14 protein-coding genes are annotated in these 13,939 nt (G+C 38.0%); 10 read left to right on the top strand and 4 right to left on the bottom strand.

The features are described 5' to 3' along the window. Positions 1-23: 23 nt before the first annotated feature. Positions 24-1,880, top strand: coding sequence for an LTA synthase family protein (locus IGK01_RS11685; RefSeq protein ID WP_023520304.1), 1,857 nt, complete (start codon positions 24-26; stop codon positions 1,878-1,880). Between the two features lie 95 nt (positions 1,881-1,975). Continuing rightward, the gene (locus tag IGK01_RS11680) at positions 1,976-2,407 is read left to right on the top strand and encodes a hypothetical protein (RefSeq protein WP_224434244.1); all 432 of its coding nucleotides are present in this window, start codon (positions 1,976-1,978) and stop codon (positions 2,405-2,407) included. A gap of 59 nt (positions 2,408-2,466) precedes the next feature. Here IGK01_RS11680 and IGK01_RS11675 read toward each other — a convergent pair whose 3' ends face one another. Both IGK01_RS11675 and IGK01_RS11670 read right to left on the bottom strand, forming a co-directional pair. Then, the gene (locus tag IGK01_RS11675; RefSeq protein WP_023520302.1) at positions 2,467-3,624 is read right to left on the bottom strand and encodes an AI-2E family transporter; all 1,158 of its coding nucleotides are present in this window, start codon (positions 3,622-3,624) and stop codon (positions 2,467-2,469) included. Beyond that, complete coding sequence (locus tag IGK01_RS11670) at positions 3,624-3,986, bottom strand: PTS glucitol/sorbitol transporter subunit IIA (RefSeq protein WP_023520301.1); 363 nt, start codon at positions 3,984-3,986, stop codon at positions 3,624-3,626. The genes IGK01_RS11675 and IGK01_RS11670 overlap by 1 nt, the downstream gene beginning before the upstream one ends. A 136-nt stretch (positions 3,987-4,122) precedes the next feature. Between IGK01_RS11670 and IGK01_RS11665 the strand changes: the two genes are divergently transcribed. The 3 genes from IGK01_RS11665 (at position 4,123) to IGK01_RS11655 (ending at position 5,987) form a co-directional block, all read left to right on the top strand. Further along, complete coding sequence (locus IGK01_RS11665) at positions 4,123-5,142, top strand: lactonase family protein (protein ID WP_010736664.1); 1,020 nt, start codon at positions 4,123-4,125, stop codon at positions 5,140-5,142. Positions 5,143-5,153: 11 nt separating this feature from the next. Next, positions 5,154-5,315, top strand: coding sequence for a hypothetical protein (locus IGK01_RS11660; RefSeq protein WP_010736663.1), 162 nt, complete (start codon positions 5,154-5,156; stop codon positions 5,313-5,315). 375 nt (positions 5,316-5,690) lie between these two features. Next, positions 5,691-5,987 (top strand): bacteriocin immunity protein, encoded by a 297-nt coding sequence (locus IGK01_RS11655; protein ID WP_062806192.1) that lies wholly within the window; start codon positions 5,691-5,693, stop codon positions 5,985-5,987. 130 nt (positions 5,988-6,117) lie between these two features. Here the strand turns inward: IGK01_RS11655 and IGK01_RS11650 are convergent, their stop codons facing one another. Together IGK01_RS11650 and IGK01_RS11645 are read right to left on the bottom strand one after the other, a co-directional pair. Beyond that, the gene (locus tag IGK01_RS11650; protein ID WP_010736661.1) at positions 6,118-6,738 is read right to left on the bottom strand and encodes an NAD(P)H-dependent oxidoreductase; all 621 of its coding nucleotides are present in this window, start codon (positions 6,736-6,738) and stop codon (positions 6,118-6,120) included. A gap of 117 nt (positions 6,739-6,855) precedes the next feature. Next, entirely contained in the window at positions 6,856-7,164 is a 309-nt protein-coding gene (locus IGK01_RS11645; RefSeq protein ID WP_153830068.1) for a rhodanese-like domain-containing protein, read from the bottom strand. Between the two features lie 193 nt (positions 7,165-7,357). Between IGK01_RS11645 and IGK01_RS11640 the strand changes: the two genes are divergently transcribed. From IGK01_RS11640 to IGK01_RS11620, 5 genes are all read left to right on the top strand, one after another. Then, positions 7,358-8,002 (top strand): TetR/AcrR family transcriptional regulator, encoded by a 645-nt coding sequence (locus IGK01_RS11640; protein ID WP_010736659.1) that lies wholly within the window; start codon positions 7,358-7,360, stop codon positions 8,000-8,002. 15 nt (positions 8,003-8,017) lie between these two features. After that, complete coding sequence (locus tag IGK01_RS11635; RefSeq protein WP_409173602.1) at positions 8,018-9,745, top strand: ABC transporter ATP-binding protein; 1,728 nt, start codon at positions 8,018-8,020, stop codon at positions 9,743-9,745. Beyond that, positions 9,742-11,619 (top strand): ABC transporter ATP-binding protein, encoded by a 1,878-nt coding sequence (locus IGK01_RS11630; RefSeq protein WP_010736657.1) that lies wholly within the window; start codon positions 9,742-9,744, stop codon positions 11,617-11,619. The genes IGK01_RS11635 and IGK01_RS11630 overlap by 4 nt, the downstream gene beginning before the upstream one ends. A 244-nt stretch (positions 11,620-11,863) precedes the next feature. Beyond that, positions 11,864-12,718, top strand: coding sequence for a VOC family protein (locus tag IGK01_RS11625; RefSeq protein ID WP_023520295.1), 855 nt, complete (start codon positions 11,864-11,866; stop codon positions 12,716-12,718). 194 nt (positions 12,719-12,912) lie between these two features. Next, on the top strand, positions 12,913-13,932 hold the full coding sequence (locus IGK01_RS11620) for a serine hydrolase domain-containing protein (protein WP_023520294.1): 1,020 nt from the start codon (positions 12,913-12,915) through the stop codon (positions 13,930-13,932). Positions 13,933-13,939: the final 7 nt, after the last annotated feature.

Raw genomic sequence — 13,939 nt, 5'->3', positions numbered from 1 at the left:
AGAAAAAGTGAAGGAGCGCTCTCTTGAACAAACATTTAGATAAGTTTTCAACCAAACAACAAAAAATTCTACGAATCACTACTCTGGGGGTAGTAACAGTCTTAGTGATACTTATAAGTAATTTGTATTTACAATGGTGCCAGAATAATCTTTCAGTTGATTTAGCCTTGAAATTTGCTTTTTCATGGCACACAGAAAAATTTTTACTTGCTTGTTTCGTATTACTTACTGTCTTTTTATTTATGGTCGCTTTCGCGGGTTCTTACTTATTTGGTCTGCTTTTTTATCTCGTAAGTATCGGTATATTAGGTTTTGCAAATTACTTGAAAATGAGCTATCGTCAAGAACCAATCTATCCAGATGACTTAAAGATGATCACAGAGTTCAATTTACTCAAAGACATGACCGGAACACCGATTTTTATTGGGTTGATTCTACTAGCGATCCTTGCCTTTGGTGGAGTGGTCTGGGCAATTGTCCGTAGTTTCAAAAAAGATCGAACATTCCAAATCTATCGTATCTTGACTTTAATCATGACCGTTGCAATGATGGGTTATTTTAGTAACTTCAATAATCCCAATAATTTGTTGCGTAAAGCTTATAATCAAACGGCTTTGTGGATTCCTTATAGTCAAAAAATGAATTATTATAATACAGGATTTATTGGTGGCTTTTTGTACAATCTAAAAGTTGAACCGATGGAACGACCAGAAGGTTATTCAAAAGAAAAAATCAATGAAATCACTGAAAAATATCAAGCAATCGCAGACGAAAAAAATCAAACAGCAAGTGATGAGCAGCCAAATATCATTTATGTGATGAGTGAAAGCTTTTCTGATCCAAGTCATCTAAATGGTGTCACGGTGACCGGTGATCCCTTAGCTGACTATCGTGAAGTGGCAAATCAAACCTATAGTGGCCGAATGCTTTCGCAAAATTATGGTGGTGGAACAGCAAATATTGAGTTTGAAGCCTTAACGGGTCTATCCATGGCGCTATTCAATGGTCAAATGACCACACCATATACGATGCTCGTTCCCAAGCTGGATCAATTACCATCGCTTGTTTCCACGCTCAATGCACAAAACTACCGAACAACGGCGATCCATCCTTATAATACATCGATGTATAAACGTGAAGATGTCTATCAGACGCTAGGGTTTGATTCGTTTATCAGCGAGGGAAATATGACTTACACTGATACCATTGATAATAATCCATATATTTCAGATGAGTCTGCCTATAAAGAAATTTTAGACTTATTAAAAGATGAGCAAACGCCTCAGTTTGTCCATTTGGTCACGATGCAGACCCATATGCCTTATGCAGGCAAGTATTCGCAATTAGATTTTTCGGCTACAACAGAAGATGATACTGGAACAGATACACTCAACAATTATTTGCAAGATATTGCCTATAGTAGTCAAGCATTGAAAGCATTCACTGAAGCGCTGAAAGATACGCCAAGAAGAACACTAGTCGTTTTTTGGGGAGATCATTTACCGGGGATCTATTCGGACGAGATCAAAAATAAAAATGAGAAACAAGCCTTACATCAGACAGAGTTTCTCATGTTCGATACAGCAGGTGAGTTAGAGAAAGGTGAAACCAATGATGCTGTCACTAGCCCTTTTTATTTTGCAGCGAATCTTTTAGAACAAACGAATCAAAAGACCACTGGTTTTTATCAATTACTGCTTGAAATGGAGTCGGCTATTCCCGCGTTCGAACGAGAACTGTATTTTCAAAATGGCCAATGGGGAAAAGAAGCTCAGTTGAATCAGGCGCAAGAGGAAGTATACGAGGCGTATCGCTTGATCCAATATGATCTAGTTTCAGGAGAACAATATAGTTTGGATGCAGGATTTTATGAAAAATAAACGATAAAAATAACATTTTATTGATGTAATGACTTGTTTTCTACTAGAATAAACAGGTAAAATAGAGAAAGAAAAAGAAGAAAGTAGGAAAACCTATGTTACCGAATCTCGGTTATTACGTGCAGACAGTCGATAAAATCGTGAAAGAAACAGAAGCAATCGGCGAAACGATGCACCCAAAATATGAAAAAATCAGAGAAGCAATCGATCAAAAGAAAACAGCTGAACTAACGCGATCCGAGCTTGTTGAGACGGTTGAGCTATTTGACCAAGGTACTGAAAAATATCGCAATATGCTAAAGAAAATCAGTACGTTGCGTCCACCAGCCAAAGTAATGGGTATCCATAAGAACTTTGAAAAAGCCTACAAAAATTATGTAGCTGGTTGTGAAGAAATGACTCAAAGCATCCAACCAGAAAAAGGCATCAACGCTGAACAATTTGATGCGTCAGAAGCAAAACAAGACCAAGCGACAGATGATATTTCCGCAGCAATCCAAAAAATGACTAACTTATTGATGAAATAATCAAAAAGCCGAGACGACTGAAAATAGGGTTCCTATTCTCGATCATCTCGGCTTTTCATTTATTCTTGTTGCTTTTCTTCATAAAGGGAAGAAATCGTAGTGTACCATTCAAAAATGTGAGAAATCAATACTTTCGCTGCGGCATAGACAGGTATCCCTAAAATCACACCGACCACACCAAATAATTTTCCGGATGTTAATAGGACAAGTAAAATCGTCACTGGATGGATCGACAACTGATTGCCAAGTACAAGTGGCGAGATCAAACGGCCTTCGATGGTTTGCTCTAAGGCGAAAACGATCAATACTTTGACCAACATGATCGGTCCTGCAACGATGGCTAAAAATACCGCAGGGATCATCGCTAAAAATGAACCTAAGTAAGGGATCAAGTTCAAGAAACCGGCAATGATCCCTAAAGTGACAGCATAATCTAACCCGATGATTGCAAATCCGATCATGAACATCACCGCAACTGCGAAAGCCACAGTCAGCTGTCCACGAATATAAGAAGAGACTTGGCTGTTCATCTCACCTAAGACTTTTAACGTAGGCACTCTCATACGAGTGGGTAAGAACTTGACCAAATAAGGTGCTAATTGTTTTCCATCTTTCAACAGATAAAATAAAATAAACGGCATCGTCAATACGGCAACAACGATCGTAGCTACAGCGCCAACAAAACTCCCTAAGCTTTGAACGGTGCTTTTTGATAGATTCTGTAAAATATCGCCAGCAGAATTCATAAACTGATCGCCTGTATTTTCCAGTTGCTCTCTAAATTGACTGAATAGTGGATCACGAAAAATCTCGGTTAATTTGTCATCGATGGTCTCGACGTATTGTGGAAAATTGCTGACAAAGCTGACGGTTTGTTCTTGGATTTTCGGGATGATCACTACACTTCCCCAGACGATCAAAGCGACAACAAGTATAAATAAACCGATGATACTATAGAGCCTTGGAATATTTTTCTTTTCAAAATAATCGACGACAGGATTCATCAGGTAATATAAGATACCTGATAGAATGATCGGTAAACTAACGATCGCTAGAAACTGCCAAATGGGCTCAAAAAGATAAGAGACTTTCGTAAATAAGAAAACGATCAGTAAGACCAAAAGAACGACTAATAAAGCCGTGACTACTTGATTATTCAAAAACCAACGCCAAAACCATGAAACAGGTTTGATTTTTCTTTTTTTATCCTCTTCCATTAGTTCACCTGCTTATAGTCGATGGTCGTGCCGACAGTGATTTCTGGTAGTTGATAAGGGGACAAATAGATTCCATTGACGATTCTGTCACCTGCTGGTGGTTGTTCAAAAACCAGAGTCACATGACCAACCGTTGTTAAGTTTTCATTGGCCAACGGACCAACATGTTCGATGGTATATTCTTGATGATCAAAAGAAATTTGATCACCTTGATTAAGTGAAAAATTCTCTTTTGTACTAAATTCTTGAATGATCGTATAGTCACGCAACGCGGATGTTGCCGACTGATCGAATAAAATCAGCATAGGTTCCTCTGAATTGATTGCTGACGTGCCAATTTCTGTTATCGTTGCTTGAGTCATCTCATTTCTCTCCTTTACTCCTAAAAAATCAATGATTCTATGGTTACAAAAACAGTATAACATATTCTCTTTGATTAACGACATGAATGGATGTATGATAGAATAAATTAGAATTCTTAATTTGAGGAGGATCAAAATGATAAAAAAAATCATTCTAGGAACATATACAAGACGAAAAAGTGAAGGAATTTATCAAATCGAATTAGATACAGATAAAGGCACTTTAGAGAATCTAACGTTAGTGACAAAAGAAAATAGCCCAACGTATGTGGCAAAAAGCGATGCAGGTAATCTTTACACAGTAACAAGTGTCGATGGGTTAGGTGGAGTCGGTGCATACGATCATTCATATAATTTTTTGAATGCGGTAACAGAAGCCGGCGCACCTTTGTGTTACGTGACAGTCGATGAGCAACGCCAACTGGTTTATGGCGCAAATTATCATAAAGGAGAAGTCAATGTTTATCGTATCACTGAAGACGGTAGTTTAGAGGCGACAGATGCAGTCTTTCATCAAGAACCGACTGGTCCACACAAAAACCAAGATCATGCCCATGTCCATTACACAGACTTAACACCTGACCAACGATTAGCTGTCTGTGATCTAGGAACTGATCGTGTGTACACATATGATGTCGATGAAAATGGGAAATTAGCTGTAAAAGCTGTATTAGAAGTAGAGCCAGGAACCGGCCCACGTCATTTAGTTTTTCATCCTAATAATCAATTCGTCTATTTGTTTGGTGAGTTAGATAGTACAGTTCGTGTTCTTTCCTATGATGAAACAACAGGCGAATTCAAAGAAGTGCAAAAAATCAGCACATTGCCTGAAGGATTCACCGAAGAAAATGGTGGGGCTGCCATCCGTATTTCAAACGATGGACGTTTTGTCTACGCATCAAATCGGGGACATAATTCGATTGCTGTATTCGCTGTGAATGAAGAAGGTTCACATTTAGAACACGTACAGACAATCTCAACTGAAGGAGATTTCCCAAGAGATTTCGCCTTAGATCCAGAAAATGATTACGTGGTATCTGCCAACCAGAATACGGATAATCTTACCTTGTACAAACGTGATGCTACAACTGGAGAATTGACATTGATCCAAAAAGACATCTATGCACCTGAGTGTGTCTGTGTTTACTTTGATTAAGGAGTAGTGACATGAATAAAGAAGAAGTATTAGACCGTTTACGCGAAGAATTAGAGATTCCGTTTTTTCAAGGAAAAATCGAAGACAAAGAGTATAGTGAAGAAGAATACCAAAAGATCAAAAGTGATTTGATCCAGTATTTTGATGACTATGTTCGTAATGTTGAAAATTAAAGAAGGAAATATAGCCGAGAGTAAAATGATTTCTATCTTATCTTGAACTAACACGCTAGCATGCCAAAGCTGTTTAGTTCGATAAAAATGGGAGACGCATGAAAGAGTTGAAAATGATTTTTGGTGCGTTTCTTTTGTCACTACTTTTAAACTGGGGCTTATCCTATCTATTAAATCGTCCATTCAAATGGTGGATTACTTTAGGTATGTTCTTCGGATTCTCCATTGCCTATTTAGTTGGTTCAAGAAAGAGTTCAAAAAACAAATAGATGTTTTTTGAACTCTTTCTTTTAATAACATCTGATTTCAACCAAGGTTTAGTTTGCGTAAGACTATAGTAATATTCCTTGAAATTAAGAGAAGGAGCAACAGTGAATGAGTCATCTAAGATGGTTTTCTGGTGGAAACGATCGACGCAAAACAGCAGAAACAATCATTAATGAATTGATAGCTGATTTAGCGTTAGACCTTGGAAATGAATCGCTTAGAGAGGTTTTACACGCTTATCTAGAAAAATTACAAAATGATGGAGCATCAGTGCCGTTCATTCTAAGCCGTATGAACTTAGATATATCTAATGCATTGAAAAAAGATGGCGCCTCTCTCAACGAGCATCAATCCGAAAAGCTACGTGAACTGATGGCTATTTCTAGTATTAGATATGGTTATTAATGAATTTTAGCATCGCAAATCAGCCACTTTGCAACAAATAAAAAAGGATTTCATGAACATTTATTGTGAATGTTCATGAAATCCTTTTTCTTTTCTCAACATTTTAAGAGAAAGATTTACCTAATAGTGACTAGAAGTCTTTACCGAATGCAGTTGCTTTATCTAAGGCAGCTTGCATCAATTCTTCTGCACGATCAGGTGTATAGTCGATCCCCTCGATAAATAATTGGTCGACTTGATCGATGCCGACAAAGTTCAAGATTGCTTTTACATATTGAGAAGCAAAATCTTGTCCATTGTAGATTCCGCCATTTGATTGGATGTGTAGTGCTTTTTTACCAGTAACTAAGCCAACAGGACCATTTTCAGTATACTTGAAAGTTTTACCAGCAACATTGACTGTATCAAACCAAGCTTTTAATTTTGTAGGAATGTTCAAATTCCATAAAGCATTGGCAATAACGATTTTATCTGCTGCTAGGAATTGCTCTGTCAATTCGTTGAAACGAGCAATTTTTTGTTGTTGGTTTTCAGATAGACTAGAGAAATCTGCACCTGCACGAAGCGCTTCCCATCCAGAAAGCAATTCTTCATCAATTTCTGGGATATCATCACGATAAAGGTCTAAAACAGTTACCTCGTCGTTTGGATGATTTTCTTTGTAGCTAGTTAAAAAACTAGTTAATGCGTTAACTGAACGTGATTCTTGTGCAGTTAGTGGATGTCCTTTGATTACTAATACTGATGCCATAATCTCTCTCCTTTAGTCGTAATTGTTAACTTTACTGCTAACAATACCAGTTTACTTGAAACAGAAAAGGCTATCAAGTATTTTTACTGATAAAAAGTAAGTTATTTTCCAGTACGATCAAAGAGGACTAGTTAATTCACGACTTTCAAATAACTTCATGTTGTCGATCACATAAGTTGCTTGCAATCCGTTTTCTATTAGGTAACTAGTGATTTCTTGTGCTGAATGGTTAGATACTCCGACAATGTAGTACTGTTTTTTTGTATCGAGATTATTTAATTGGGCTGGCAAACTGGTAATAGGGATGGATATCGAATGACTTAGGTGTTTTTTTATATACTCATTCGTTTTTCGGACATCTAGAATTACAACATCCTTCTTTTGATAGACGAAATAGAGTTCGTGGACGGTTATTGATTTGATCATGGCGTTCATCCTTTTTATATAATGATCCTATTTTAGATGTATAGAATAGAAGAAACAAATCTTTTTACTCGATTTATTCTTTTTTTAATAATTATGAAAAAAAATGTAAATGACTTGCAAAACAATCAGATGGTGTTATAATGACAAGGTGTCATATGACGGTGTGTCATTTTTATGTAGGGAGGAATCAACGATGCCGACACAGACTTTTTTTCATCTACCTGAAGAAAAACAGCAAAGACTTTTAGAAGCTGCCAGGGTCGAATTTTCAAGAGTACCATTGAATGAAGCTTCGATTGCACAAATCGTGAAACTTGCGGGGATCTCTAGAGGTAGTTTTTATCAATATTTTGAAGATAAAGAAGATCTTTATTTTTATTATTTTGAAACCGTTCGTAGCGATAGTACAAAAAATATGATCCAACTAATCAAAGAATCGAATGGAGACTTATTTATCGGTTTTGAACTTTATTTTGGGAAAATGATTCGAGATATTCTAGAAGGTGAAAATGCCGCGTTTTATAAACATCTTTTTATGCACATGGATTACCGTGCCTCACGAAAAGTCGTGCCGCATCCACAAGGACATCGTCCATCACCACATAAAAATCATAAAAAAGCGTCCAAAGAGTTGATTGGTTTGATTGATCGTTCCAATCTTAGAGTAAAAGATGACCATGAAATGGAATTATTGTTTCAGTTAGTCATGAGTACACTGTTTACAACGATTGCTCATGCCTATAAATCATTTTCAACCTCTGAGGAGTATTCTGTTGAACAAGCCATTGCAGAATTCAATCTAAAACTGTCATGGATAAAAGATGGCGCTTATAAATAGAAAGAAGGGGAACGAATGCTAAAAATTGTCAAACGAATTTCATTGACCTCAGCAATCGCTGCAACGGTCTTTATGATTATTCAAGTGTTAGCAGATCTGTATTTGCCAACGTTAACATCTAATATTATTGACAAAGGCGTAGCAAAAGGTGACGTCGACTATATTTGGCAGACGGGATTTGTCATGATCGGATTTTCTTTGATCAGTATTTTAGCCGCCATTGCCAATACGTTTTTTGCTACACGAGAATCTCAAAAGTTAGGAAAACAATTACGAACAGAAGTCTATCAAAAAGCCGAAAATTTGACGAAAGACAAATTCGACAAGTATGGAACAGCTTCATTGATCACTCGTACAACGAATGATGTGACGCAGATCCAATTGGTGATGCAAATGTTTTTACGGATGATGATCAATGCACCGATCACTCTTGTTGGGGCAAGTATCCTTGCTTATCAAAAGGACCATCAACTGACAAGAATTTTCTTAGTCGTGATTCCTGTCATGATCATTTTGATCGGTGGTATTATGTATTTTGCTGTTCCTCTATTCAAGAGCATGCAAAAGAAAACGGACCGCTTAAACCTTGTTTTTCGTGAAGGATTAACCGGTGTACGTGTCATCAGGGCGTTTGACAAAACACGTTTTGAAGAAAATCGTTTTGATTTAGCGAATAAGGATTATACAAATACGGCAATCAAAGTCAACACGATTGTTGCATTGATGATGCCATTGATGACGTTGATCATGAGTGGGACGAACGTAGCGATCACATGGTTTGGTGGGCACTACATAGCGAATATGACATTAGAGGTCGGAAATCTGATTGCCTTCATGACTTATGCGATGCAAATTTTGATTAGTTTCATGATGCTATCAGCAATCTTTATCATGGTTCCTCGTGCCCAAGCTTCGGCTGATCGGATCAATGAAGTACTAGAAGAAGACGCGGGTATCGTTGATCCAGAACAACCAGAAACGGTTGCTTTAGCTGGAAAAGACGCAAGTTTGTCATTCGAACAGGTGAATTACCGTTACCACGGCGCAGAAAAACTAGCGTTGGAAGATATCAACTTTGAAGCGTCATCTGGCGATATCGTAGCTATCATTGGTGGTACAGGTTCAGGAAAAACGACTTTAGTAAATCTGATCCCACGTTTGTATGATATTGAATCGGGTGAGATCGCGATTAACGGAACGAGCATCACTGATATGACGCAATATAACTTGCGTGAATTGATGGGATTTGTTCCCCAAAAAGCTGTCCTTTTTTCTGGAACGATTCGTGAGAATATGCAATATGGGAAAGAAGACGCAACAGATGAGATGATTTGGAAAGCATTAGAGATCGCCCAAGCAAAAGACTTTGTTTCTGAAATGGAAGATGGTTTAGATAGTCATGTCGAACAAGGCGGCGGAAATTTCTCTGGTGGACAAAGACAGCGATTAGCCATTGCGCGTGCCTTAGTAAAAGAAGCCGACATCTATGTCTTTGATGATTCATTCTCAGCACTAGACTTTAAAACAGATGCGAAACTCCGTCAAGCACTAAAAGAAAATATGACAGAAAGTATCACCGTTTTAGTGGCGCAACGAGTAAGTACCGTCATGGATGCAGATACGATCTTAGTATTAGATGAAGGAAAACTTGTTGGAAAAGGAACGCATAAAGAATTACTAGCAACAAATGAAACATACAAAGAAATCGTCAACTCACAATTGAGAGAGGAGGATTTAGCATGAGTAAAGGAAACAATCGACCTCCTCAAGGACCAATGGGTGGGGGACCAGGACGTAACATTGGTGCTAAAGGAGAAAAACCAAAAAACTTTTGGGGCACTGTTCGCCGGTTATTCGGCTATATGTCTAAGCGTTTAGTAGCGATCATTGCTGTATTTGTCTTAGCGATTGCAGCTGTCGTCTTCCAAATCCAGACACCAAAAGTATTAGGGAAAGCAACCACAGAAATTTTTAACGGTGTGATGCTTGGCGCAAGACAAATGCAAGAAGGGCAACAAGTCACGAAATTCCCAATTGATTTTGACAAAATTGGTCAAATCATTGCGACAGTGATTGTCATGTACTTGATTTCTGCCGTGTTCAACTTCTTGCAACAGTTCATTATGACTCGCGTGTCACAACGTACGGTATATGAGTTAAGACATGATTTAGAGACAAAAATGAATCGTGTGCCGATCTCTTATTATGATACACATACGAATGGGGATATCATGTCTCGAGCAATCAACGACATGGATAATATCGCCAGCACGTTACAACAAAACTTGACTCAATTTGTCACAAGTGCGGTCACACTGATCGGGGTCATCGTTATGATGCTATCCATCAGCTGGCAACTGACATTAGTGGCGTTGTTGATGATTCCATTGAGCTTGATCATCGTGATGATCATTGCACCGAAATCACAAGTTTTCTTTGCGGATCAACAAAAGAGTTTAGGATTATTGAACAACCAAGTCGAAGAAACCTATGCTGGACATACGATCGTCCAAACGTTCAACCATACAGCAAAAGACCAAGCAGTTTTTGAGATTGAAAACCAAAATTTATATGCCTCTGGTTGGAAAGCACAGTTTATTTCTGCAATCATCATGCCATTGATGAATTTTGTTAAAAATCTAGGGTACGTTTTTGTGGCTGTGCTTGGTGGGATCAAAGTAGCCAATGGGAATATGGCATTAGGGGATGTACAAGCATTCTTGCAATATACGACACAATTTTCTCAACCGATCACACAATTGGCAAGCTTGATGAATACGATCCAATCAACAGTAGCTTCGGCTGAACGTGTCTTTGAAGTCCTAGATGAAGAAGAGATGACAAATGAAAAATCTGGTTTACCAGTCGAAGAAAATACACCGTACAAAGTTCGTTTTGAAAATGTGCAGTTTGGTTATACGCCAGATCACTTATTGATGAAAGATTTCAATTTGGATGTGAAGCCAGGTGAAATGGTCGCTATTGTTGGTCCGACGGGGGCTGGTAAAACGACTTTGATCAATCTATTGGAACGTTTTTATGATGTTTCAGGCGGAAGCATTCGGTATGACGGTGTCGATACGAGAGATGTTTCTCGTGATGTATTACGTGCGCAATTTTCAATGGTACTACAAGATACATGGTTATTTACTGGAACGATCTATGACAATATCAAGTATGGAAATGATGATGCAACGGATGAACAAGTGATCGAAGCTGCGAAAGCTGCCCATGTCGATGAATTTGTCCGCAAATTACCTGACGGGTATGATACGATCTTAAATGAAGATGCAAGCAATATCTCACAAGGTCAACGTCAATTGATTACGATTGCCCGAGCATTCTTAGCAAATCCAGATGTCTTGATCTTGGATGAAGCAACCTCAAGTGTCGATACTCGTACGGAGATTTTGATTCAAAAAGCGATGAACCGTTTATTGAAAAATCGTACAAGTTTTGTAGTTGCGCATCGATTATCAACGATTCGTGATGCGGATAATATTATCGTGATGAACCAAGGATCGATCGTTGAAACAGGAAACCATGATACACTCATGGAAAAAGATGGGTTCTATGCTGATCTGTATAATAGTCAGTTTACAGAAGAAGCTTCATAATAAGATAAAATAAGTTATAATAATCTTTATAGGATTATGGGAAAGCGGCGTTTAAAAAGATAAAAAAGTTTTATCAAAGATTCGCCGCTTTTCTTACATATAGAATGATTTTCCCTTCCCATTCTGATAATTAGCTAAAAAATAAGACAATCTGAGAATTAATTCAACAAAAAATAAGATATTGCTTGAAAGAAAAGAGAAGCATCGTTAAAATAAAGCTTAACGTAGAGGGGAGCAAGAAATTATGAAAGTTTTTGATTTGGGGTCTACTACTTATTTGAAAAGTATTGCGATACGTGTAAAAGACCGTGATAAAATGATCGAGTTTTATAGAGACACGATTGGTTTCGATTTAAAGAGAGAAGAAAATGAATTAGCGATTTTCGGTACAGTAGAAAATGACAGCGAGATGTTATTATTAGAGGAAAGTCCACGAGCAAATGATCACTTTGGGGAAATCAAAAAGCTCAATCGCTTTTCTTTGATCATTCCAACATTAGAAGAAATGGCAGATGTGCTGTATCGCATTCGCCAAACGAATCAAACGATCGAAGAAGCACTGGAAAGTGATGGCAGAATCGGTATTTTATTGAAAGATCCTGAAGGCAATATGTTAGAGATCTATCATGAAGAGACTCATACTTCACAAGAACAAGCGGTGGAACAATTAGACCAAGAAGCACTATTAAGACAATCAAATGAACGCTTTAAGAAATTATCTGCTGGTACTTATTTCCAAAAAGTCCACCTAAATGTACTAGATATGGAAAAGGAACGAGAATTTTTATCAGAGCTTTTAGGTCTGACTGTGCATAAAGAGGAAGAAAAAGAATTTATCTTGAATAAAGGTGATTTTCATGTAGGACTGACTCAAGCTGAGAGTCCAGTGATTGCCTTACCGACTGATGAAATCTTAGGATTAGACTTTTTGAAATTTGTTGTTGACCCAGAGAGTATGCAACGTCTGATTGCACATTTGAACACAGAAACGATCGATTTTTACATTGACAAAAAACAAAAAGTTTTGACTTTGTATGATGCAATTGGCATCGAATGGTGGTTCGTGGACGAAACAAAAGCAACTAATGTTATCCAATGAACAGTGGCTAGGATCAGTCGATTGCTCGTCCGTTGGAAAAAGCAGGAAAAATTCAGCTGATGCTGAAAGTTTCCTGCTTTTTTATGTCAGCCACTGAATACTGGGATAAATGAGAAAAACAATTGATTCTTATGGAAGAAAGAATTATGCTTGGGGAGCAAACAAGCATATCCAGAGATAAATAAGGAGAAACTATGTACGCTAAAACGAAAGAATATATACTAAAAAAAATGAATGAGGGATATTATCCAGGGGTCGTCGCTGCTTTTATGAAAGGGGATCAGATTAAAAAAGTGATCGCAGGTGATGCGCAGATCATTCCTATAATCAGACCAATGACCGAAGATTTGCTCTTTGATGCAGCCTCCCTGACAAAAGTGATTGCAACGACAAGTCTGGTCTTGCGATTGATCGAAGACGGGAAAGTTGAATTAGATGAACCTTTGCATACGTACTTGCCGACTTTTGAGAATCAAACGATCACGATTCGCCACTTATTGACACATACCTCAGACATCCAGACATTTATTCCTGATCGAGATCGTCTATCACAAACAGAATTGATTGAAGCTTATTTGAAACTTCAACCAGGCGATCAATTAGGAATCGAAGTTCGCTATACGGATGCAGGCACGATTCTTTTAGGATTGATGCTAGAGGAGATTTTCCAGGAAGAGGCGGTCGAGCTTTTTGAAGAGCAAGTACTAGCACCGTTAGGAATGATGAATAGCTTATTCTTACCACGTCCTTCAGAACGGATCGTTCCGACTGAACAACTTCCTTCTGGTGAGGTGATCCATGGCTTGACCCATGATCCAAAAGCACGAGTGTTAGCAGAACATGCAGGTAATGCTGGTCTATTTATTGATCTTGCGGATTGTGAGAAGTTTGTCCGGATGTATCTGCAATACGGAAAGTTAGATTCTGGTCATTTTTTGGAAGAGACAACCATCCGTTCCTTATTGGCTGATCATACGCCAACTGGTAAAGGTGGTCGCTCACTCGGATGGGATTTAAAACAAGATAAAAAGGATGGCCATCCATTACTATTCCATACAGGCTATACAGGGACATTTCTATTGATCGACCCAATCGATCAAGAAGCCTTCATTTTTCTGTCCAATCGCCTACATCCAAACGATCATCGGGAAGAATATCTAAAATGTCGGGATGAAATCATTGAAATTTATTTACAAGAGAAAGCGTTACACTGAAAATAAT

The sequence above is a fragment of the Enterococcus sp. AZ080 genome (genome assembly GCF_051714945.1).
GTDB classification, from domain to species: domain Bacteria; phylum Bacillota; class Bacilli; order Lactobacillales; family Enterococcaceae; genus Enterococcus_B; species Enterococcus_B pernyi.
This window is presented reverse-complemented; position numbering and strand designations above follow the sequence as displayed.